Source organism: uncultured Draconibacterium sp. (genome assembly GCF_913060805.1).
Taxonomy (GTDB): Bacteria; Bacteroidota; Bacteroidia; order Bacteroidales; family Prolixibacteraceae; genus Draconibacterium.
On sequence record NZ_CAJXTC010000056.1, the window covers coordinates 1 to 21,772 of the forward strand.

Below are 21,772 nucleotides of genomic sequence, written 5' to 3' on the forward strand. Positions count from 1 at the left end.
AGGGCTGCAAATTAATAAAAAATTGTGAAAAAAAAACTTTGCTATTCACTAATTTCCCCGCGCAGACTTTTATTGAGGTACATTTTGATTTCGTCCGGTTTAAGGCCTTGCCCGAGCAAAAACATCAACTTGGTAACTGCGGCTTCGGTGGTCATATCTTTTGCCGAAACAACTCCGGCGTTAAGTAGCTCAACACTTGTTTGATACTGCCCCATAACAACCTTTCCTCCCTGGCACTGCGTAACGTTCAAAACCACAATTCCGCGCTTTATGGCGCGCTTAATTGCGTTTATCAACCACCGCGATGTAGGTACGTTGCCCGAACCAAAAGTTTCGAGTACAACACCTTTTAACCCGGGCGTATTCATTACCGAATTAAAAACGTTTTGATTGATCCCGGGAAATATTTTCAGGATAACCACGTTGTCGTCAAAATCGGTATTTACTTTTAAAATCCCCTTATTTTCAGGATAATGGATAAACTCGATGCTGTATTTTATGTCGATACCGGCAACCGCCAAAGCCGGATAATTTACCGAACGAAAGGCGCTAAATAATTCGGCATCGCGTTTTAAAGTGCGGTTTCCGCGGTATAATTTAAAATCAAAATAAATACACACTTCGGGCACCATACATTCTCCCTGAACTTTTCCGGCGGCAATTTCAACTGCTGTTATCAGGTTTTCCTTTCCGTCGGTACGGATTACACCGATCGGCAATTGCGATCCGGTTAAAATGATTGGCTTGTCGAGATTTTCGAACATATAACTTAGCGCCGAAGCAGTGTAAGCCATAGTATCGGTACCGTGCAGCACTACAAAACCATCGTATGCATTATAATGACGCTCGATAGTTTTGGCAATTTTAATCCACGAAATCGGATTCATGTTCGAAGAATCGAGAGCCGGATTAAAAGTGATGGTCTTAATAATAAAATCGAACTTCTTCAACTCAGGAACCACCTCCTGAATTTTATCAAACTTCACCGGTTTCAAGGCACCATTTTTGGCATCCTGAACCATACCAATGGTACCTCCGGTATATATTATTAATATAGAAGTCTTTTTTGCAGTCCTCGTGGTCATTGCAGTTTTTTATTAAGGCTGCAAGTTATCAAATTCCGAATAAATTACGGGCATTCGTGGTGGTAATTTCGGCAATGCGAGTGAGTGGTAAACGGTAAACATCGGCCACTTTCTGCGCGACATGAATAAGGTAGGAACTCTCGTTGCGTTTACCTCTTTTGGGAACCGGTGCCAGGTAAGGCGAATCGGTTTCGAGAACAAGATGATGCGGATCGATTTCTTTGATTACTTCTTCGAGGTCGCTGTTTTTAAAGGTAACAACACCGCCGATACCGAGCAAAAATCCCAGTTCTGTTATCTTCTGTGCTTCCTCAACCGTTCCGCTAAAACAATGGAAAACACCACGCAGTGTTCCGTCTTGCTCTTCTTTTACAATTTCGTAAGTCTGATCGAAAGATTTGCGCACATGGATAACAATGGGCAGGTCTAACTTTTTTGCTAATCGTATCTGGTAACGGAAAGCTTCTTTTTGCTCCTGTTCGTATTTGCTCTCCCAGTACAGATCGATACCAATCTCGCCAATACCATAAAATTTGCGTCGTTGCAACCAGTATTCAATAGCCTCCAACTCCTCTTCGTAATCTTCTTCTACCGAAGTTGGATGCAAACCAATAAGCGGAAAACATAAATTTGGATAAGCCCCGGCCAGATCGAGCATATGTTTTATCGAGCCGGAATCGATGTTCGGCAGAATTATCTTTTTAATTCCACTCTCATCAGCCCGCTTTAATGCTTCGTCCCGATCGTGAATAAAATCTTCTGAATATATGTGAGAATGCGTATCTATTAACATCTAGGTACTTTTACCTTAAGCTAACTGTTGCCTGTTTTTCTATCTATCCTTTATTTATCACTATTAATGGTCTGCGAAATCAGACAATTAAACCTTAATTGCAGACAAAAGTAAAAAAGTGTTTGTTCCTTACCCCCTTTTCAACTTTACCTAAAAATTAAATTTTCACTTTCCGCGGTGAAAGCATTGCTGAATTGCAGGTTAAATAAAACATCCGCCCGAAATCCGAACGGATGCTTTTATAGTATCAATATTAAGTAATTCTTAACCAGACTATACAACTCCCTGCGCCAACATTGCTTCGGCTACTTTAACAAAACCGCCAACATTGGCTCCTTTTACATAGTCAACCTTATTTCCTTTTGAGCCATAACTTACGCACGTTTCGTGAATTGCTTTCATAATTCCTTTTAAGCGTTCGTCCACTTCTTCGCGTGGCCAGTTAATTCGCATACTGTTTTGCGACATTTCCAATCCGGAAACTGCAACACCTCCTGCGTTAACCGCTTTACCAGGAGCATAATCCATTGCCTCGCTTAAAAAGTCGACCGCATCGGCCGTGCATCCCATGTTCGATGCTTCGGCCAACAGTTTACAACCATTTTTAGCCAGTTCTTTTGCATCTTCCAGGCCAACTTCGTTTTCAGTAGCACAAGGCATTGCCAAATCAACCGGCACTTCCCACGGGCGTTTTCCGGCAACAAATTCGGCATCGAATTCTTCAGCGTATGGAGAAACGATATCATTATTGGTGGCGCGTAATTCCAACAGGTATTCAATTTTATCGCCACTAATTCCATTTTTATCATAAATGTATCCATCCGGTCCGGAAATAGTTACAACCTTTCCACCTAACTCATTAATTTTTGAGATGGCTCCCCAGGCAACGTTTCCAAATCCTGACACAGAAATTGTTTGCCCTTCAATGTCTTTTCCAATTCGGTGCAACATGTGCTGTGCAAAATACACCGCACCAAAACCAGTGGCTTCCGGACGAATCAAACTTCCTCCCCAGGCCAAACCTTTTCCGGTAAGCACTCCGGTGAATTCGTTTTTAATTCGTTTATATTGTCCGAATAAATAACCGATTTCGCGTCCGCCAACGCCAATATCTCCTGCAGGAACATCGGTGTGTGGCCCAATGTGACGATACAACTCGGTCATAAAACTCTGGCAAAAACGCATGATCTCGCCATCACTTTTTCCTTTCGGACTAAAATCCGACCCGCCTTTTCCGCCGCCCATTGGCAAAGTGGTAAGGCTATTTTTAAACGTTTGTTCGAATCCTAAAAACTTCAGAATACTCAGGGTTACACTGGCATGAAATCGTAAACCGCCTTTGTATGGCCCCAGCGCCGAGTTAAACTCAACACGGTAACCACGGTTTATTTGCACCTCTCCCCGATCATCGACCCAAGGCACACGGAACATAATTACCCGCTCGGGCTCAACCATACGCTCCAAAATTTTGGCACGCTGGTATCGTGGATTCTTTTCGTAGAAATCCCAAACCGAACCAATTACTTCTTCTACCGCCTGGTGAAATTCATTTTCCCCCGGAGTTCTGTGCTCCAAATTCGCGATGAATTCATTTATATCTGTTTTCATAAGGTTAAAAATTAGATGACAACCAACGTGCGGCTGCCCCATTAAAAATCATATTCATTTATGAGCTTTTGCAATCAAAAAATGATTGTTTGGCAAAGGTAGAGAAGTAAAAAAATAAATTACAAGCTTTTCTGAAGATTTACCCAAATTCTTTAACCACTGATTTACAGCACTTTAAGCACCAATAAAAAGATGTTAAAAAACACTGTGTGACGGAAGTCAGTATTCCTGACATCATTCCCCGAAACACCTCAAAAACAGGCAATTGTAAGCATATTCACATCCAAACTTCAAATTCTTAACTATTGTATTTCAGAAACTTTGGTGCTTGTAATTTAAAAACTGATTTTTCTATCAAAGTATCAAAAAAATGGTTTCGTTTTATACACATATATAATGAATGAATCAGCCAACCACAATTTATAAGGTAGCAACCTGGATTTTGGACAAAAAAAAAGCTCCTCCCAAACGGGAAGAGCTTTCTATATTTTTCTGAGCTGATTTTTACATCATACCGCCCATGCCACCTGGCATACCGCCACCCATTGGAGGCATAGCAGGAGCATCTTCTTTCTCTTCAACAATTACTGTTTCGGTAGTTAAGAACATTCCGGCAATCGAAGCAGCGTTTTCAAGTGCAACACGAGTTACTTTTGCAGGATCGATAACACCAGCTTCGTAAAGTTTCTGGTACTCATCGATACGAGCGTTGTAACCATAGTCGCCTTCGCCGTCTTTTACGTTTTGAACAACAACTGCACCTTCTTTACCAGCGTTTGCTACAATCTGACGCAATGGCTCTTCGATGGCACGTTTCACGATTTCAACACCTGTTGTTTCGTCGTCGTTCTCGCCCTTAAGATCTTCCAATGCTGCAATAGCACGAACCAAAGCAACACCACCACCAGGAACAATTCCTTCTTCAACAGCAGCGCGGGTTGCGTGCAATGCATCGTCAACGCGGTCTTTTTTCTCTTTCATTTCTACTTCTGAAGCAGCACCAACGTAGATAACAGCAACACCACCGGCTAATTTAGCCAAACGCTCTTGCAGTTTTTCTTTGTCGTAATCAGAAGTTGTAGTTTCCATCTGAGTTTTGATCTGGTTAACACGAGCAGCAATAGCTTCTTGTGCACCGGCACCGTTAACTACAGTTGTATTTTCTTTGTCAACAGTAATTTTTTCGCACTGACCCAACATCTCGATAGTAGCCTGCTCCAGTTTCATACCTTTTTCTTCGGTAATTACAGTACCACCAGTCAGGATTGCAATGTCTTCCAACATTTCTTTTCTGCGGTCGCCAAAACCAGGAGCTTTAACAGCACATACTTTTAACGAACCACGCAAACGGTTAACAACCAAAGTTGCCAATGCTTCTCCGTCTACATCTTCAGAAATGATCATCAACGGACGACCTGTTTGAGCTGTAGCTTCCAAAACAGGAAGAAGATCTTTCATTGTGCTGATCTTTTTGTCGTGGATCAGGATGAAAGGATTATCTAATTCTGCAACCATTTTTTCTGCGTCGGTTACAAAATATGGAGAAAGGTAACCACGGTCGAATTGCATACCTTCAACTACGTCAACGTAAGTATCAGTACCTTTTGCTTCTTCGATTGTGATAACACCTTCTTTGTGTACTTTTTTCATTGCCTCAGCAATCAACGATCCGATAACACCGTCGTTGTTAGCCGAAATTTTAGCAACTGATTCGATTTTTGCGTAATCGTCGCCAATTGTTTGAGCTTGTTCCTGAATGCTTGCAACAACAGCAGCAACAGCTTTGTCGATACCACGTTTCAGGTCCATTGGATTTGCACCCGCAGTAACGTTTTTCAAACCAACATTAACGATCGATTGTGCCAAAACAGTTGCAGTAGTAGTACCGTCACCAGCGTCGTCACCGGTTTTTGAAGCTACTTCTTTTACCATTTGTGCACCCATATTTTCGTATGCGTCGCTTAACTCAATTTCTTTTGCAACAGTTACACCGTCTTTAGTAATTTGTGGTGCACCAAATTTTTTCTCAATAACTACGTTACGACCTTTTGGTCCTAAAGTAACTTTTACGGCGTTAGCCAGTTGATCAACACCACTTTTAAGCAAATCGCGTGCTTCAATATCGAATTTAATTTCTTTAGCCATCTTTTCTGATTTTTACTTTTTGAAATTAGTTAATGTATAAAACGTCAGATTGCGACATTAATAAATAATCTACTCCATCAATGTTCAACTCAGTACCTGAGTATTTTCCGTAAAAAACAATGTCGCCAACTTTCAATTCCATTGGCTCATCTTTTTTATCCGCTCCAACTAATACTATTGTACCAACCTGTGGTTTTTCTTTTGCTGAATCAGGAATAATGATTCCACTCACTGTTTTTTCTTCTGCCGCCTGTGGTTGAACCAGGATCTTGCCAGCAAGAATTTTACCTTTTAAATCTGCCATTTTGTTTTAGTTTTTTATGATTAAATATTTTTTTCGTTTTAACGCACTTTCAGTATCATATTTTATGCCAATCGATAAAAAGCTTTAAAGGTCTGCAAATTAAGGACAAAATTACATCGAAGACCTTCAATACACCTCAACCACCACGCACTTCTCGCTGGTTTTCTGATAGTTATACACTTGTCAGATTTTCTGCCATGGTGGCAGCGATAATAAAGTAATCATGCTATCACCTTTATTTAATACTCTATTGTCTTTTTCTTCTTCTTTTCGCAACTATTCACTAACTTTATTCGTACTTATTAAAGTCGGAAAACACGAGCCAAAGTACCCTGGTGTTATAACACTTAAAACAAGAAGCCATGAAACTCAGAAATTTATTTTTGTTGGGGGTACTTCTCCTATCTCTGTTTGCTTGCGACGATGCAAACACCGACTACACAACCGAAACCAAAATGATCGTCGATATTCCAACAGAATCTTATTTAGTCAGCCTCAGTGAATCAACAGAAACATATCATTTTGATGGCATTGGAGTTTTCTGTTTGGGTTACAGCGATGATATTAAAGATTGCCCCGGCGATGTTGTTCATATCAATCCGGGAGTGGGCTCAACCCTTTCGTTTGAGGCGCTGCAAAACAATGAAACAATTGAAGAGCTTCAGCTTGTAATTTCATTCAAAACACAAGGCGACGACGATTACCAGCAAATCCACTCGGTAGATTTATTGCAGGCCGGCAAATTTTTGAGCGGCGATACACATTCATTAGAATTGGATGATGTTCTGGCTCCGCTAATTAACCGGTTAAATGAAAATCCGCGTTATCTGATTTCGATTGAAATTAATGGCCTGGCCAACTTCGATCTTTCATCCGACGCACAATTTGAAATTCCATTAATTATAGAGAGTGAATATACTTCTCCACGATTTACCTTATAGAAATTGCATCAAGAAAATAGTGTGACTTAAAATAGCTGAGCATTCAACATAACAATCTGCAGAATGCCCGGCTATTCGCGCTTTTATTGTACGCTCCGAACGACAAACTACCAGCACACTAAAAATCCTTACACATTGATTTTCAATATCTTTTTTTGTACTTTTAACAACAATACACCAAACAGTACGAATATGCAATCAAAAAAAACAATGGCCAATCACAGCTTCGACATGCTTGCCGAATCGGGCGAGTTTATGAATCTGGTCCTTGACAACATTACCAGCTGTGTGTTACTGCTCGATAAAGACATGCGGTTACAGGCGTTTAATAACGCGTTGAAAACGATCTTCTCTAACAAAACCGACGAGGACCTTTTATACATGCTTTGTGGCGAAGCAATTGGGTGCGCCTACCAAATTGAAGAAGCAAAAGATTGCGGAAAGACCACAAAATGCTGCACCTGCGAGTTGAGGCTGGCGGCTTTCGATTCGTACCTCAACAACACTGTGGTGTACAAACAACATATCAGGCGCCCGTTTTTTAACAAGCATGGTGAACGCGAAATGAAAGACCTGCAGTTTTCAACGCGGCAGTTCTATTTCAGGAAAGAAAAATATATCATCCTGATAATTGATGATATTACAGGAAGAGCAACTACCCCTAACATCCCTGAAGAATAATATTGAACGTTGAGAATTTCAAGCATAAAAAAAGCCGATCAAAACTGATCGGCTTTTTTATATGTCGTTTTTTGTGATATCCTAGTTCTCACCACCTTCATCGTCGGCAGCCGGAGTTTGCTCAGTTGCAGCCGGAGGAGTTGTTGGGAATGTTGGTACCTGAGTAGGATCAACAGCTGTTTCAATTTGTTCCTGAACACGACTTTCGTCGGTTCCTGCTTGTTCGCGTGGAATAAAACCAGCACCAACAACAGAAAGGAATAACAATGCTCCTGCCAAAAACCATGTTCCTTTTTCAAGGAAATCGGTTGTTTTTCGTACGCCCATAACCTGGCCTGAAGACTGGAAATTACTTGCCAAACCTCCACCTTTTGAGTTTTGTACCAAAACAATCAGTACCAAAAGGATACAAACGATAAATAGTAAAACGGTGATTAAAGTATACATCTTTTTTAGTTATTATTCTTTAACAATTCAATTTCTTCAATACGGCCTGCAAAGTAAACACTTTTTTCCGGATATTTCAAACTTAATTTTTTATAGGCATCCAAAGCTTTATCAAAGTTCTTTTGCTGAAAATAAATCGACGCCAAAGTTTCGGTAACCAGTTCTTCATCTTCCTGTACCGACTGATCAATAAGTGCTTTATCGCTGCCGTTTCCATTGTGGTCCGGATTCAATTTTGAAGTTCGCAATCGTGTGCTGTCGGTCGACAAAAATTTATCAATCAACGAAGTTTCCGATTGTAGCTCAACATCTCCTTCGAGACGATACCCTGCCGGGGCATCTTTTTCAGTAACTGCCTGTCGTTTTTCAGGCTGCTCATCATTCAAATATTTAAAGAGCACTTTTCGGTCGGGAACCATAACTGCCACTTTTTTCAAAACAGCTTCATAATCCGAATGTCCCAGATTCTTCAGGTTCTTTAAATACAACAGCCATCCTCCTGAAAACCACGGAAAATCGACAGTGAGTTTTTTCACCTCATCCAACGATGCTCCATTCAGCGATTTCGATGTATTTATATAAGTCAGAAACTGTTCCCTCTCCATACTACCAGTTTGCAATTGTGGCGTTAAAAATATCCTCGGTCAGTTTTTCAATAATTTCGGCGCTCAATTCCTCTTCCACCGAACTGATGGAAAGATTACTATCAAAATCCTCGTACGCCGAGAACGACTTTTCGAAATTTTCTTCGGGCACTTTATTATTGGTGTACTTCACGTTAATTGTAATGGTAAGTCGCGTTTGTGCCGACTCATCCTCTTTTTGTATCGACATCGGACGGAATTCGTATCCCGTAATCTGCCCTTCAAATTCCAGATCACCACTTTCCGACAGTTCGTTTAACGAAGTTTGCCGCGTTAATTTCTCGCGCAATTCTTCGGTAAAACTCTGGCTCAACGTTGGGTTGATCAAACGCGCACGGTTAGGGAAATAATATACCGTAAATGTTTTTACTTCGGGCGACAAGTTAGCTCCGGTAAATGAGTAACTAACTTTACACGATGGTGCAACAAGGGCTACCAACCCCGCCAAAACGGCAACAAATAATAGTTTTCGCAACATATTTTATCCCTTAATATCGTATTCTTTAATTTTGCGGTAGAGTGTCCGTTCCGAAATTCCCAATTCCTGAGCGGCATATTTTCTTTTCCCGCGGTGTTTCTCCAGCGCTTTCTGAATCAACTCAATTTCTTTATCGGCCAAAGAAAGCGATTCTTCCACAAATTCCTCCGTATCCTGAATATTATCTTTATCAACCGAGGTAATATGTATCGGATTCGGAGCATGGTCTTTTGCCACAAAATTACCGTCGTCGGTATTGTACAAATTCCGGATTATTTGAGCCTGGTCACCTGAAATTGGGGCTTCGCGGTTTTCCATTAAATCGAGCACCAGCTTTTTCAGATCGTTCATATCGCTCTTCATATCGAACAGCACTTTGTACAAAATTTCGCGCTCGTTGGCAAACGATTTATTATCTTCTTCGCGGGCCAGCAAAGCCGGCAAATTTGCTCCTCCGCTAACCGGCAAATACGGGCGCAGCGCATCTGCTGAGATATCGCGTTCCTGCTCAATTATCGAAATCTGCTCGGTAATATTCTTTAACTGACGAATGTTTCCCGGCCAGCGAAAACTAACCAAAACAGTTCGGGCATCATCTTCCAAACGCACAGGTGGCATTCGGTATTTTTCGGCAAAATCGCGCGCAAACTTCCGAAACAGCAAAATAACATCGTCGGGGCGTTCGCGTAAGGGCGGAATCGTAATTGGCACCGTATTTAAACGATAATACAAATCCTCGCGGAATTTTCCCTCTTCAATTGCTTTCGGAATATTTACATTGGTTGCAGCAATTACGCGTACATTGGTTTTTATCACCTGAGACGAACCTACCTTCATAAATTCGCCCGTTTCCAACACACGCAGCAAACGCACCTGGGTCGAAAGAGGCAACTCTCCAATCTCATCCAAAAATATGGTTCCGCCGTCAGCTTCCTGGAAATATCCTTTCCGGTCGGCAAGCGCTCCGGTAAATGCACCTTTTTCGTGTCCGAACAACTCCGAATCGATTGTTCCCTCGGGAATAGCTCCGCAGTTTACGGCAATATATTTTCCGTGTTTACGGCTCGAGAACTGATGTATTATTTGTGGGAATATTTCTTTACCAACACCACTTTCACCGGTTACCAAAACCGACAAATCGGTTGGTGCCACCTGAACGGCAACTTCAATGGCCCGGTTAATTCCGGCGGTGTTTCCTATTATTCCAAATCTTTGTTTTATTGCTTGTATATCCATAATTTATTCAGTCAACAACTTGCAAATTTACAATTTTTCGAAGGCAATGACAGAAAGTCAGTCACAATTAAGTTTTTTTAGGGTTTTTCAACATCCGGTAGTGTTTTGCAAATCCCGTTCCAATATATTTTCTGCGCAATGCAGCTTATATCTTAAGCGATTATTATCTTTGATGCGTCGGTAAATATTTCTGACAAATTGTTCGCAAAACAGACTGTAAACGAAATTAAAAGAGAAGAATGAACTTCATTGGAATTATACCAGCTCGTTATCAATCATCACGATTTCCGGGAAAACCACTGGCAAAAATCAAGGACAAACCCATGATTCAGTGGGTGTACGAAAATGCATCGAAAGCACTTCCGTATGTTTGTGTTGCCACCGACGACGATCGTATTTTCGAAGCGGTAAAAGCATTTGGAGGCGAAGTGGTAAAAACACTTCCTACGCACCAAAGTGGCACCGACCGTTGTGCTGAGGCCGCATTAAAAATTGCTAAAAACCGCCCCGTCGACATTGTGGTAAATATTCAGGGTGACGAGCCTTTTGTAAAACCGGAACAAATTGAGTTGATTAAGTCGTGTTTTGAAAGCGAAACAGAAATTGCAACACTGGTAAAAAAAGTAGATTCGGAAGAAGAACTTTTTAATCCGAACCGCCCAAAAGTGGTGCTCGACAAAAACAATTTCGCCCTGTATTTTAGCCGCTCGCCTATTCCGTATTTCCGCGGAGAAGAAAACAAGAACTGGGTAAACAAACATGAATACTGGTGCCATATTGGAATGTATGCTTTTAAAGCCGAGGTACTGCAAAAAATCACACAGTTGGAGCAGGGAAAACTGGAGCTGGCCGAATCGTTGGAACAGCTGCGCTGGCTCGAAAATGGCTACAAAATAAAAACCGCAGAAACAACATCTGCCACCATCGGAATTGATACTCCCGAAGATTTAGAAGGCGCTTTGCAACTGTTTTAATTTTTTCCTGTCGTTATAGTATAAATGGGCATGTTATTTGCTGCACATACTTAGGAAAACAATTAAATAGTTCGGCCATGAAATATATTATACTTGTCTTATTTACATTATTTATCGCTTCCGCGTCTTTTGCACAAGACACCGGATTTACTTCATTACAAAATGAAGAAGAACTAACAAAAACAGAGGTAAAAATTTACCCGAATCCTTGTAAAAACAACAAGGTTACCGTTGACTTTTCAACGAAAGAGATCAATGAAATTCGTCTCACTAATATTGCAGGAAAACAGGTTTATTTGAAAGAATACACATTCCCGACTTCAAAAATACAACTGCAACTTAACGATATTCCAAACGGAATTTATCTGATTCAAATCTCAACAACCGACAACAAACGAACGGTAAAGAAGCTGATGATCTCGAGGAATTAATTTTTGAACAATTTTCCTTTTCTCCTGTATTTTACAACTGTAATATTTACTTTCACCTGAAAATTAAATTATAAGTTGTGAAGATCTCTACATTCATTCTATTTCTATTTATAAGCGTTGAATTATTCGCTCAAACAAGTATTTACGACGCACGCCAGGAACCGATTAGGGCAAGAGTTACGGTTTCGGGAATAGTAACCAACGGCCCTGAACTGGGCGCCATCAGATATATTCAGGACAATACCGGCGGAATTGGCATCTACGATACCGACCTGGCCAATGTGCAACGCGGAGACTCGATTACCGTTACCGGCGAGCTCGACGATTACAACAATTTACTGGAAATAAATCCGGTTGCCGACTTTTCTGTTCTGGCATCGGGATTACCAATGCCTGAACCGCAATTAATAAGCATAAGCGATATTAGCGAAGATTACGAGGCCGAATTGATTCGGATAAATAATGTTGAATTTGAAAATGCCAGTGGGCAATTTGGTAGTAATGCCAATTACAATTTTACTGATGGCACAAGTACAGGAGTGCTGAGAATAAACTCAAGCAGCCCGCTTGTTGGCGAGGCAATTCCAACCGGAACATTCGACCTGGTTGCCATTTGCTCGCAATACAGCACAACCTATCAATTGCTTCCCCGGGATGCCGATGATTTCATTTTCAACACCAGCATTCAACTTACCTCTGCACTTGAAGCAATTGAAACCACAACCAGTTCGATTACGGTCGAGTGGAACACCGACACCGATGGCACCTCTGAAATACGATACGGAGCGAGCATGGAAGAATCTGCTTTAACAAATCATATCAATGGTGAATCGACAGTTTCTAATGAAGAATACATACACCAGGCACAAATCACCGGTTTGCAAAATTCGGAGATCGTTTATGTGCAGGCTTTTTCAGTAAGCGAAGGCGACACTGCATTCTCTGCAATCAGTGCTTTTGTAAGTAATTCAAATTCGTCGGGCGACATAAAAGTGTACTTCAACACCGAAATTGATGACAGTTACGCCAACCCAACTGTCGCCTCTTATATTGATGATTTTATGGCCGACACGCTGGCTGCCTATATCAACCGAGCCAATGAATCGATTGATTTCTGTATTTACAATATCGACAATTCAAAAATTTCAGATGCGCTGAATGCAGCCTACGACCGTGGAGTTGCAATTCGTTTTATCACTTGCGAATCAACAACTCACGCAAGCGTTTCCGATTTAAATGCTAATATTCCGGTTCTTGAACGTCCTGAACTAACGGAAGGCGGAATTATGCACAACAAATTTGTCATTTTCGATGCCAACTCAACAAACGCTAATGCAGCCTGGGTTTGGTCAGGATCGACAAACTTAACCCCAAACCAGTTAACTTACGACAGCAACAATATGATCTTTATTCAAGACCAGTCGCTGGCAAAAGTTTACGAAGTTGAATTTGAAGAAATGTGGGGAAGCGACGGTGACCAACCCGATGCCGGAAATGCAAAATTTGGTGATGCAAAGATCAATAACACTCCGCACCAAATTCAGGTGGGCGATAAATTGATTGCCTGTTATTTCAGTCCGTCAGACAACACCAACCAGCAGTTGATAAATGCAATTAATACAGCAGACCACACCCTCGATATTGAAACCATGTTGATCACACGCTCCGATTTGGCCAATACCATAACAGATGCTTACGACCGTGGGGTGGATGTAAATGTAATCACCGAATCAGAGAGCGACAACACCGAAACAGTAAATAATATTCTGGGCAATACACTGCCCGCTAAAAAGTACATTTTTGACGATGCAGCAGGTCAGCTTCACCATAAAATGGCATTGATTGACGCGAACAATCCGGATTCAGATCCGCAGATAATAACCGGTAGCCACAACTGGAGTAGCTCGGCGAACGACCGCAACGACGAAAATACGCTCATTATTTACGATGCGGATATTGCCAACCTGTATTACCAACAATTTGTTTATCGTTTCAAACAAAACGACGGAACATTGGTACTCTCGGCACAGCTTATAGAATCAGGTTCTGTTAAGGTTTTTCCAAATCCAACCCAGGGAAGATTGATGATTAATGCCGACAAAACAATCTCGCGCATTTCGGTGTACAATAGCACCGGTGCAAAAATTGATGAATTGCATCCCAATGAAAACACGGCAGAATTTAATCTGCCCCACCATTTAACCGGACTTTTTCTGCTGAAAGTAGAATTAAGCAACGGCGATTATAACACGTATAAGATTTTGAAAAAATAGAACGTGCGTTTAGCCGGCAATTAAGCACAACCATTCTTGTTGAAAAGAACAAATAAAGTCCGGGGCTGCATATAATTATATGCAGCCCCGGACTTTTCATTTCATCACTAAAAAAAGAATGGAAAACTTCCAATCAGATAAGGACTAAACCTTTTATTCTTTCAGGGATACGCGGGAATTACAAATAGTTCAGAAAACATTCATAAAGTACTGAATAACACCCCTCCCGCACTTGAGAGTAATAAAATCCGGCGTGCCGGAAATCGTCCCGCAAACAAGAAAAACGAAATCCGGCGCCCCGGAAATACCGCCGCAATCGGGAAAACTAATATCCGGCAACCCGGAAATACTCACGAAGACAAGAAAACTAATTTCCGGTGACCTGGAAATACTGCCGCACTCAAGAAAAACGATATCCGGTGCCCCGGAAATGTTCCCGCAGACAAGAGAAATGAAATCCGGCAGATTGGAACTTCCGCCGCACATCCGCGATGATTGTTCTTCGACAAAACGATAACGCTTACCAGCCAGTAATCGCTTATCCGCCGAAACGCGATTTTGCTTCCTCAAGAATAGCCACTGTTGCGGTGGCTCCACAACGTGAGCAACCTGCTTCACGCACCGCCAGCAAAGCATCGAGTGTGCGCACTCCTCCGGCAGCTTTTATTTTTACGTTTGGCCCGCTGCTTTCGCGCATCAGTCTTAGGTTTTCAATGGTGGCTCCCATGTACGAATATCGGCCATCAGCGCCTTTTACAAAACCAAAACCGGAAGACGTTTTTACGTAATCGGCCCCCACTTCTGTACATATCTCGCACAGCTTTTTAATGTCTAATTTATTCTCGATGTAGTCGGTTTCGAAAATCACCTTTACAATCGCCCCGTTGTTATGACAGGCTTTTACCACTGTGCCAATTTCAAGTTCAATATATTCCCAATCGCCCTGCAAAGCTTTCCCGATATTTATTACCATATCAATCTCAACAGCCCCGTCTTTACAAGCGGTTTCTGCTTCAAAAGCTTTTACTTCAATTGCTGAATTTCCGGCCGGGAAACCGATAACACAACCAACCGTTACCTCCGTATCTTTTAAAAGCTGCTTAGCCTGTTTTACCGCGTATGGTTTTACACAAACCGATGCCACATTATACTTTGCCGCAACGGCGCACTCTCGTTCCAAATCGTAATCAGTCATAGTGGGGTGCAGGATCGAATGATCGATCATTTTTGCAAGCTGTTGAACACTAGCCATTTTAATTGGTTTTTAGTTATAAGGTAAATTTACAAAATATGCCGGGGATGTGCGACATATTTAGCAGAGAACCTTTTTTCAAATAATAAGTATTAAACAGATAGACCGTAAAATTAATTACTATGACCAACAGAAGATCATTTTTGAAATCGTTAGCCGGTGCAACTGCCGGAATCAGCCTGGCTTCAGGTTCGTTTGCAGCCAACCAGGAAACGCGCGACAGACTTGGCGAAATATTGCCGAAACGAAAATTAGGAAGAACCGGCGAACAGGTAACCATGCTCGGTACCGGTGGCTACCACGTGGGCTGGACCACTGAACGCGATGCGCAGGAAGTTGTGGAAGCAGCACTCGAAGGTGGCGTTCGTTTTTTCGACACCGCCGAAAGTTATTCGCAAGGCACCAGCGAAGAGCGTTACGGGAAATTTCTTACACCAAAGTACCGCGACCTGATTTTTCTGATGACAAAATCAACCGGACAAGATGCCAAAACAGTACAGGAACATTTGGAGGGATCGTTACGAAGGTTAAAGGTTGACCAGATCGACTTGTACCAGGTGCACGCCATTGCTTCGCCCGACGATGTTGACGGAAGAATTAAAGCCGGCGTTTTAGATTATCTGTTAAAAGCCAAGCAGGAAGGAAAGATCAGATACCTCGGATTTACCGGTCACCAAAATCCTTATGCACACACACGGATGCTGGAAAGAACTGAAGACTCCGATATATTCGATGCAGTACAAATGCCGGTAAACGTTCTGGATCAGACCTACTATAGTTTTGCTGAAAATGTTTTTCAGAAAGCACTGGACAGAAATATTGGTGTATTGGCCATGAAATCGTTGGCAGCAGGAAGGTTTTTTGCCAATAAAGAACGATTTAACTGGTCGACCGACAACCCGGTTATTCCTGACAATTTGAGCATTAAAGAAGCCATGTATTTTGTATGGTCGCTTCCTGTAGCAACATTAATTTCGGGAAATGAGAATGCCACCTTTATGCGCGAAAAAATCGCGTTAGCTCGTGCATTTACAAAATATTCGGAAGCTGAAAGACTGGCGCTGGTGGAGAAAGTAAAAGGAATTGCCGCAACCGGCCGGGTTGAATATTACAAACAAAAAGAGTCATAAAAGAAAAATCCCGGCGCCTCTGCTACCGGGATTCAAACTAAACCTAACTAAACCAAACTTATGAAAAAACAGCATATTGCTGTGAAGTATTTTGTTTCTAATCTATCCGCTGAATACAATAAATTGTACTCAGTTTAATTGTTTTCATGACGACAAATAAAATACAAATACCGTGCCAAAAACTAATTTCCGGAGGACAAACCGGAGTAGATCGTGCAGTTTTAGATGCTTGCCTGCATTATTCCTTCCCGTGTGGCGGCTGGTGCCCTAAAAACCGGAAAGCTGAAGACGGCGAAATTGCAGCAAAGTATCCACTAAAAGAGCTGCCCCAGGAAGACTATGCTGTCAGAACCCGAAAAAATGTCACCGAGTCTGACGGAACTTTAATAGTAGTTTCTGAAGATTTAAAAGGCGGAACACTGCTTACACAACAGTTCGCTTACGAACAACAGAAACCACTCCGAATAGTACGTCCTGATGCAAATCCTTCGCACTTAATTCCGTGGCTTATTCTTAATAATATAAACACGCTAAATGTTGCCGGCCCCCGCGAAAGCGAGTGGATGAACGCCTACCCGCTAACCTACCGATTTATTACCGAACTCATTGTAAAAATTAAATCATCGGCATCGGTGAACCAGCCCTGATTTATATCAAAAAATAAAATATCTTTGCGCAAAATAGAAGGAACCATTTAATTGAATGGTTGTTAAGAGGTAGTAAATGGAGAAAATTAGAAACTTTTGCATCATTGCACACATCGATCACGGAAAGAGTACATTGGCAGACCGCCTGCTGGAATTTACCAAGACGGTTAACGAACGCCAAATGCACGCCCAGGTGCTCGATAGTATGGAGCTGGAACAGGAACGTGGTATCACTATTAAAAGTCATGCCATACAAATGGATTATGTGCATGATGGTGAACCCTATAAATTAAACCTGATTGATACTCCGGGACACGTGGATTTTTCGTACGAAGTTTCGAGATCGATTGCAGCGTGCGAGGGCGCATTACTAATTATCGACGCTACCCAGGGAATTCAGGCGCAAACCATCTCGAATTTATACCTGGCCATTGAACACGACCTGGAAATTATTCCGGTGTTGAATAAAATGGACCTTCCAAATGCTATGCCCGAAGTTGTTGAAGATCAAATCATCGACCTAATTGGTTGCGATCGCGAAGATATTATTCGAGCCAGTGGAAAAACAGGAGAAGGCGTTCAGGAAATTCTCGATCATATTATTTATAAAATACCACACCCAAAAGGCGATCCGAAAGCACCGCTGCAGGCCCTGATTTTCGATTCGGTTTTTAACTCGTTTCGTGGAATTATTGCCTATTTCAAAATTCAGAATGGTGAAATTCGCAAAAAAGACCTGGTGAAATTTGTGGCCACCGGCAAACAATACGATGCCGACGAAGTAGGTGTACTTAAACTAGGTCTGCAACCGCGTGATGTTTTAGGGCCCGGCGATGTGGGTTACATTATTTCGGGTATTAAAACTGCGAAAGAGGTAAAAGTAGGTGATACGATTACTCACGTTGAGAATCCGTGCGATAAAGCCATTGAAGGTTTCGAAGAGGTGAAACCAATGGTTTTTGCCGGAGTTTACCCTATTGATGCCGACGATTACGAAGATCTTCGTGCGGCAATGGACAAACTGCAGTTGAACGATGCATCCTTGACTTTCGAGCCGGAATCGTCAGCTGCACTTGGATTTGGATTCCGATGCGGTTTCCTTGGGCTTTTGCACATGGAAATTATCCAGGAGCGTCTGGAGCGCGAGTTCGATATGAACGTAATTACAACCGTTCCCAACGTTTCGTATAAAGCTCACTTAACCGATGGAAGCGAATTGACGGTTTATAATCCTTCGGGAATGCCGGCATCAACAACCGTTGACGAGATTGATGAACCATACATCAGGGCAAACATTATTACAGCTTCGGAATTTATCGGGCCGGTAATGACTTTGTGTCTTGATAAACGTGGCGAACTGGTCAGCCAGAATTACCTGACTTCTGAGCGTGCCGAACTGGTATTTAATCTTCCGCTGGGTGAAATCGTTTTCGATTTTTACGACAAACTAAAAAGTATATCAAAAGGTTATGCTTCGTTTGATTACCACATGAGTGGTTTTAAACCGGCAAAACTGGTACGTTTAGATATTCTATTGAACGGTGAAATGGTTGATGCCCTGTCGACACTGATTCACTTCGACAATGCTTATCCTTTTGGTCGCCGGATGTGTGAAAAATTGAAAGAACTGATTCCGAGACAACAGTTTGATATTGCTATTCAGGCAGCTATTGGCGCAAAAATTATTGCCCGCGAAACGGTTAAAGCAGTTCGAAAAGACGTAACCGCAAAATGTTACGGTGGTGATATCACGCGTAAACGGAAGCTGCTGGAGAAGCAGAAAAAAGGAAAGAAACGAATGAAACAAGTGGGTAATGTTGAGGTACCTCAAAAAGCTTTCCTTGCCGTATTGAAACTGGATTAAAAAGAAATTCAAAATCAAAAGAAAAGCCTGATAAATTATCAGGCTTTTCTTTTGATATGTCGTTTCATCAAACAATCAGTTTATAACCTTTTCCGTGTACATTAATAATTTCAACGGTAGGTTCTTCTTTCAGGTGTTTGCGCAGTTTGGTAATGTAAACATCCATACTACGTGCATTAAAATAGTTATCGTCGATCCAAATCGATTTTAATGCATAATTACGTTCCAGCACCTTGTTGGCATTCTGGCAAAGCAATTTCAGCAAATCCGATTCTTTTGTAGTAAGTTTTACGGTGTTTTCACCTTCGGTAAGTGTTTGCTTCCGGGTATCGAAAGTAAATTTACCCAACGTAAAAACCTGTTGCGCGCTGGCCTGCCCTTCTTGCGAAGTACGGCGTAAAATCGCCTCCAAACGCATAATCAGCTCTTCCATACTAAAAGGCTTGGTAATATAATCATCGGCACCCAACTGAAAACCTTCCAGTACATCGTCCTTCATGTTTTTTGCTGTCAGGAAAATAATCGGGATGTCGGCATTTATAATACGTATATCTTTTGCCAGTGTAAATCCGTCTTTTTTGGGCATCATAACATCCAACACACAAATGTCGAAATGCTCTTTCATAAATCCTTTGTAAGCCGCTTCACCATCAGGATAAAGCTCAGCATCATATCCTTTTGCAACCAAATATTCTTTTAATAATAAGCCTAAATTCTCATCGTCTTCTGCCAGTAGTAATTTTGTTTTTTGTTCCATGGTTAATTATTTATTTGTGGGAAATAAATTTTAAATTTCGTTCCTTTATTCAAAGCACTTTCAACTTTTATTGTACCATTGTGAAGGTCGATAATCTTCTTCACATAACTTAATCCCAGACCGAATCCTTTTACATCGTGCACATTTCCTGTTGGCACCCTGTAAAAGCGATCAAAAATCTGCGCCTGATGTTCTTTAGCAATTCCAATGCCATTATCCTGAACGGAAATAACAACCTGATCTTTTCGGTTTTCGGTTTTTACCCAAATCTCAGGAATATCTTTGCTGTACTTCATCGCATTGTCAAGCAAGTTAAAAATAACATTTGTAATATGCACCTCGTCGCCTTTAATAAGTGCATTATCTGCTAAAATTTCGGTATGAAGTGTTCCGTTTTTATTGTTAACCCGCAACTCGAAGTTCGCGGTTACCGTTTTTACCATTTTGTTCGCATCAAACTCCCTGAACTTTAACTTCAAACGGCCTTCGTTAAAAACAGCCATTTGCAGCACTTTCTCCACCTGAAATCCTAAACGTTTACTTTCCTGGTTAATTACGTTCGAAACATGTTCAATTATCGACGGCGTATTCGCAACACTTCCGTCCTGCAACATTTGGCTGGCCAGCGAGATGGTTGAAATCGGTGTTTTCAACTCGTGCGTCATATTATTAATAAAGTCGTTTTTAATGTTCGACAGCTTTTTCTGGCGCATAATAACCACTAAAGCGTAGGCAAAAATTGCAATCAGTAATCCGGTTAATATAAATGTTGGAATAATGGTTAAACCCGTTTGTTTCACCAAATATCTTCTACGTTCCGGAAAATAAATATTTAAATAATTGGGTTTCGATCCGTTATAATCGTTCTGAAAAAGTAACTGCGGATATTCTTTCTTTTTCCCGGGCTTGTAATCTTCATCGCCAAAAATTACACGGTCTTTTCCCAAAGTTGAATTTTTAATGGCGTATTTATAATCCAGATCAATGTCGGTTTGTGCAATAGCATTTTTTAGAAACAACTCCAGTCGTGCCGAATCAATTCGTTCTTCAATGGGCCGGTCTTCCAAAAGAATTTCGTAGTTCTTCCAATTCGAATCGCGTATCCATTGTTGACGCCTGCGCTCCTGCTCAAAGCTTTCTTCTAGAAATCGCTGCATTTGCGAAATGGCACTCACTTTTACCGAATCGGCAATTTCCGATTTATATTTTTCTTCCATTTGCCCGTAAACGTTCCCTTGCGAATAACTAAGCTGAAAACTTACTGTTGCCTGCGACAAGCTATTTCGTGGAAAAACGTTAGTAAATTCGCTCGGATTATTCTGTTGCCCCGGCACAATTCCACGGCTTGCATATTCGCGCGCCGTTCGTTGTTCTTCCAGATCCAACTGCTGTGCAACCATATCTAATGCATTAGCCACTAACTGGTTAAACTGCTCCTCCCTGATATCGGATGCCGACTTGATCATCGACCCCTGCACCAATATCAATCCCGACAGCACAACTGCCATCAACACAATTAATGTAATTAGCATCTTACGACTCATGCAACAAAGATAATTTTATTGAATTGCTGAGAATATGGCACTTAACATTATTTAACAGGATATTGTAATTTGTAAAATTAATTAACCAACCCGCCACATTTCCGGCCAATTATTGACGTTTATTAGCTATTTCCGATTATCACTTTTTCGATTACCGATGGGTAATGTTCGTATTCCAGCTCGTGCACTTTTGCAGCTACCTGCTCGGGTGTATCGTTAGGTAACACCTCACATTTTGCCTGGAAGATGATTTTTCCCTCGTCGTAATTCTGGTTTACGTAATGAATTGTGATTCCCGAATGCGTTTCTTGGTTCTCAACCACCGCTTTATGCACATTCATTCCGTACATTCCTTTACCGCCGTATTTAGGCAACAAAGCCGGGTGTATATTAATAATAGTGAAGTTTTCGACCAGATTATCAGGGATAAGCCACAAAAAACCTGCAAGCACGATAACATTCACTTTACGATTTCTTAATGTTTCAACAATTTCGTTGGTATTATAGAATTGGTTGCGATTAAACACAAAGGTTTCCA

At 41.4% G+C, this 21,772-nt stretch carries 22 protein-coding genes; 8 read left to right on the forward strand and 14 right to left on the reverse strand.

Annotated elements, in window-relative coordinates; genetic code table 11:
* Positions 1-41 precede the first annotated feature (41 nt).
* The 5 genes from QZ576_RS21285 to groES form a co-directional block, all read right to left on the reverse strand.
* Positions 42-1,085 (reverse strand): asparaginase, encoded by a 1,044-nt coding sequence (locus tag QZ576_RS21285; RefSeq protein ID WP_297101302.1) that lies wholly within the window; start codon positions 1,083-1,085, stop codon positions 42-44.
* Positions 1,086-1,113: 28 nt separating this feature from the next.
* Positions 1,114-1,878 carry a TatD family hydrolase gene (locus QZ576_RS21290; protein WP_297101306.1) on the reverse strand — a complete coding sequence of 255 codons (765 nt, stop codon included), beginning with the start codon at positions 1,876-1,878 and terminating at the stop codon, positions 1,114-1,116.
* A 273-nt stretch (positions 1,879-2,151) separates the two neighbouring features.
* Complete coding sequence (gdhA, locus tag QZ576_RS21295) at positions 2,152-3,486, reverse strand: NADP-specific glutamate dehydrogenase (RefSeq protein ID WP_297101310.1); 1,335 nt, start codon at positions 3,484-3,486, stop codon at positions 2,152-2,154.
* A gap of 504 nt (positions 3,487-3,990) precedes the next feature.
* Positions 3,991-5,631: a chaperonin GroEL gene (gene groL / locus QZ576_RS21300; RefSeq protein WP_297101313.1), complete on the reverse strand. Its 1,641-nt coding sequence runs from the start codon at positions 5,629-5,631 to the stop codon at positions 3,991-3,993.
* Between the two features lie 25 nt (positions 5,632-5,656).
* Positions 5,657-5,935 (reverse strand): co-chaperone GroES, encoded by a 279-nt coding sequence (groES, locus tag QZ576_RS21305; RefSeq protein ID WP_297101316.1) that lies wholly within the window; start codon positions 5,933-5,935, stop codon positions 5,657-5,659.
* Positions 5,936-6,297: 362 nt separating this feature from the next.
* Here groES and QZ576_RS21310 point away from each other — a divergent pair, with 362 nt between their 5' ends.
* The gene (locus tag QZ576_RS21310) at positions 6,298-6,876 is read left to right on the forward strand and encodes a hypothetical protein (RefSeq protein WP_297101319.1); all 579 of its coding nucleotides are present in this window, start codon (positions 6,298-6,300) and stop codon (positions 6,874-6,876) included.
* Between the two features lie 192 nt (positions 6,877-7,068).
* Entirely contained in the window at positions 7,069-7,557 is a 489-nt protein-coding gene (locus QZ576_RS21315) for a hypothetical protein (RefSeq protein ID WP_297101321.1), read from the forward strand.
* Between the two features lie 81 nt (positions 7,558-7,638).
* On the opposite strand, the gene secG is transcribed toward QZ576_RS21315, so the two are convergent.
* Genes secG through QZ576_RS21335 form a run of 4 tightly spaced genes read right to left on the reverse strand, consistent with a single transcriptional unit; the run spans position 7,639 to position 10,362 of the window.
* Positions 7,639-8,004 carry a preprotein translocase subunit SecG gene (gene secG / locus QZ576_RS21320; protein ID WP_297101325.1) on the reverse strand — a complete coding sequence of 122 codons (366 nt, stop codon included), beginning with the start codon at positions 8,002-8,004 and terminating at the stop codon, positions 7,639-7,641.
* Positions 8,005-8,009: 5 nt separating this feature from the next.
* A complete protein-coding gene (locus QZ576_RS21325) occupies positions 8,010-8,609 on the reverse strand; it encodes a tetratricopeptide repeat protein (RefSeq protein ID WP_297101328.1) in 600 nt (199 codons plus the stop codon).
* Position 8,610: 1 nt separating this feature from the next.
* Complete coding sequence (locus QZ576_RS21330; RefSeq protein WP_297101331.1) at positions 8,611-9,126, reverse strand: LptE family protein; 516 nt, start codon at positions 9,124-9,126, stop codon at positions 8,611-8,613.
* A 3-nt stretch (positions 9,127-9,129) separates the two neighbouring features.
* A complete protein-coding gene (locus tag QZ576_RS21335) occupies positions 9,130-10,362 on the reverse strand; it encodes a sigma-54-dependent Fis family transcriptional regulator (protein WP_297101334.1) in 1,233 nt (410 codons plus the stop codon).
* Positions 10,363-10,601: 239 nt separating this feature from the next.
* Here QZ576_RS21335 and kdsB point away from each other — a divergent pair, with 239 nt between their 5' ends.
* The 3 genes from kdsB (at position 10,602) to QZ576_RS21350 (ending at position 14,040) form a co-directional block, all read left to right on the forward strand.
* Positions 10,602-11,336, forward strand: a complete 735-nt coding sequence (gene kdsB / locus QZ576_RS21340; RefSeq protein WP_297101336.1) for a 3-deoxy-manno-octulosonate cytidylyltransferase — start codon at positions 10,602-10,604, stop codon at positions 11,334-11,336.
* A 77-nt stretch (positions 11,337-11,413) separates the two neighbouring features.
* Positions 11,414-11,767 carry a T9SS type A sorting domain-containing protein gene (locus QZ576_RS21345; RefSeq protein WP_297101339.1) on the forward strand — a complete coding sequence of 118 codons (354 nt, stop codon included), beginning with the start codon at positions 11,414-11,416 and terminating at the stop codon, positions 11,765-11,767.
* Between the two features lie 77 nt (positions 11,768-11,844).
* Complete coding sequence (locus tag QZ576_RS21350) at positions 11,845-14,040, forward strand: phospholipase D-like domain-containing protein (RefSeq protein WP_297101342.1); 2,196 nt, start codon at positions 11,845-11,847, stop codon at positions 14,038-14,040.
* 189 nt (positions 14,041-14,229) lie between these two features.
* Here the strand turns inward: QZ576_RS21350 and QZ576_RS21355 are convergent, their stop codons facing one another.
* Both QZ576_RS21355 and deoC read right to left on the reverse strand, forming a co-directional pair.
* Entirely contained in the window at positions 14,230-14,610 is a 381-nt protein-coding gene (locus QZ576_RS21355; protein WP_297101345.1) for a hypothetical protein, read from the reverse strand.
* On the reverse strand, positions 14,579-15,292 hold the full coding sequence (deoC, locus tag QZ576_RS21360) for a deoxyribose-phosphate aldolase (protein ID WP_297101348.1): 714 nt from the start codon (positions 15,290-15,292) through the stop codon (positions 14,579-14,581). The genes QZ576_RS21355 and deoC overlap by 32 nt, the downstream gene beginning before the upstream one ends.
* Positions 15,293-15,414: 122 nt before the next feature.
* Between deoC and QZ576_RS21365 the strand changes: the two genes are divergently transcribed.
* From QZ576_RS21365 to lepA, 3 genes are all read left to right on the forward strand, one after another.
* Positions 15,415-16,422 (forward strand): aldo/keto reductase, encoded by a 1,008-nt coding sequence (locus QZ576_RS21365; protein ID WP_297101352.1) that lies wholly within the window; start codon positions 15,415-15,417, stop codon positions 16,420-16,422.
* Between the two features lie 146 nt (positions 16,423-16,568).
* Positions 16,569-17,069: a putative molybdenum carrier protein gene (locus QZ576_RS21370; protein ID WP_297101355.1), complete on the forward strand. Its 501-nt coding sequence runs from the start codon at positions 16,569-16,571 to the stop codon at positions 17,067-17,069.
* A gap of 76 nt (positions 17,070-17,145) precedes the next feature.
* Positions 17,146-18,933 (forward strand): translation elongation factor 4, encoded by a 1,788-nt coding sequence (gene lepA / locus QZ576_RS21375; RefSeq protein WP_297101357.1) that lies wholly within the window; start codon positions 17,146-17,148, stop codon positions 18,931-18,933.
* 67 nt (positions 18,934-19,000) lie between these two features.
* On the opposite strand, the gene QZ576_RS21380 is transcribed toward lepA, so the two are convergent.
* From QZ576_RS21380 to QZ576_RS21390, 3 genes are all read right to left on the reverse strand, one after another.
* Entirely contained in the window at positions 19,001-19,690 is a 690-nt protein-coding gene (locus QZ576_RS21380; protein ID WP_163348537.1) for a response regulator transcription factor, read from the reverse strand.
* Between the two features lie 2 nt (positions 19,691-19,692).
* Positions 19,693-21,234, reverse strand: a complete 1,542-nt coding sequence (locus tag QZ576_RS21385) for a cell wall metabolism sensor histidine kinase WalK (protein ID WP_297101361.1) — start codon at positions 21,232-21,234, stop codon at positions 19,693-19,695.
* Between the two features lie 122 nt (positions 21,235-21,356).
* Positions 21,357-21,772, reverse strand: a 416-nt coding sequence (locus QZ576_RS21390) for a formyltransferase family protein (RefSeq protein WP_297101363.1), incomplete at its 5' end; no start/stop codon positions are given.

Excerpts from the sequence above, each read along its gene's own strand:
- QZ576_RS21385 (WP_297101361.1), bottom strand. The coding sequence starts at position 21,234 with ATGAGTCGTAAGATGCTAATTACATTAATTGTGTTGATGGCAGTTGTG.
- kdsB (WP_297101336.1), top strand. The coding sequence starts at position 10,602 with ATGAACTTCATTGGAATTATACCAGCTCGTTATCAATCATCACGATTT.
- QZ576_RS21330 (WP_297101331.1), bottom strand. The coding sequence starts at position 9,126 with ATGTTGCGAAAACTATTATTTGTTGCCGTTTTGGCGGGGTTGGTAGCC.
- gdhA (WP_297101310.1), bottom strand. The coding sequence starts at position 3,486 with ATGAAAACAGATATAAATGAATTCATCGCGAATTTGGAGCACAGAACT.
- QZ576_RS21310 (WP_297101319.1), top strand. The coding sequence starts at position 6,298 with ATGAAACTCAGAAATTTATTTTTGTTGGGGGTACTTCTCCTATCTCTG.
- groES (WP_297101316.1), bottom strand. The coding sequence starts at position 5,935 with ATGGCAGATTTAAAAGGTAAAATTCTTGCTGGCAAGATCCTGGTTCAA.
- QZ576_RS21335 (WP_297101334.1), bottom strand. The coding sequence starts at position 10,362 with ATGGATATACAAGCAATAAAACAAAGATTTGGAATAATAGGAAACACC.
- QZ576_RS21370 (WP_297101355.1), top strand. The coding sequence starts at position 16,569 with ATGACGACAAATAAAATACAAATACCGTGCCAAAAACTAATTTCCGGA.
- QZ576_RS21325 (WP_297101328.1), bottom strand. The coding sequence starts at position 8,609 with ATGGAGAGGGAACAGTTTCTGACTTATATAAATACATCGAAATCGCTG.
- QZ576_RS21380 (WP_163348537.1), bottom strand. The coding sequence starts at position 19,690 with ATGGAACAAAAAACAAAATTACTACTGGCAGAAGACGATGAGAATTTA.
- secG (WP_297101325.1), bottom strand. The coding sequence starts at position 8,004 with ATGTATACTTTAATCACCGTTTTACTATTTATCGTTTGTATCCTTTTG.
- QZ576_RS21285 (WP_297101302.1), bottom strand. The coding sequence starts at position 1,085 with ATGACCACGAGGACTGCAAAAAAGACTTCTATATTAATAATATATACC.
- groL (WP_297101313.1), bottom strand. The coding sequence starts at position 5,631 with ATGGCTAAAGAAATTAAATTCGATATTGAAGCACGCGATTTGCTTAAA.
- QZ576_RS21345 (WP_297101339.1), top strand. The coding sequence starts at position 11,414 with ATGAAATATATTATACTTGTCTTATTTACATTATTTATCGCTTCCGCG.
- QZ576_RS21315 (WP_297101321.1), top strand. The coding sequence starts at position 7,069 with ATGCAATCAAAAAAAACAATGGCCAATCACAGCTTCGACATGCTTGCC.
- deoC (WP_297101348.1), bottom strand. The coding sequence starts at position 15,292 with ATGGCTAGTGTTCAACAGCTTGCAAAAATGATCGATCATTCGATCCTG.
- QZ576_RS21290 (WP_297101306.1), bottom strand. The coding sequence starts at position 1,878 with ATGTTAATAGATACGCATTCTCACATATATTCAGAAGATTTTATTCAC.
- QZ576_RS21365 (WP_297101352.1), top strand. The coding sequence starts at position 15,415 with ATGACCAACAGAAGATCATTTTTGAAATCGTTAGCCGGTGCAACTGCC.
- lepA (WP_297101357.1), top strand. The coding sequence starts at position 17,146 with ATGGAGAAAATTAGAAACTTTTGCATCATTGCACACATCGATCACGGA.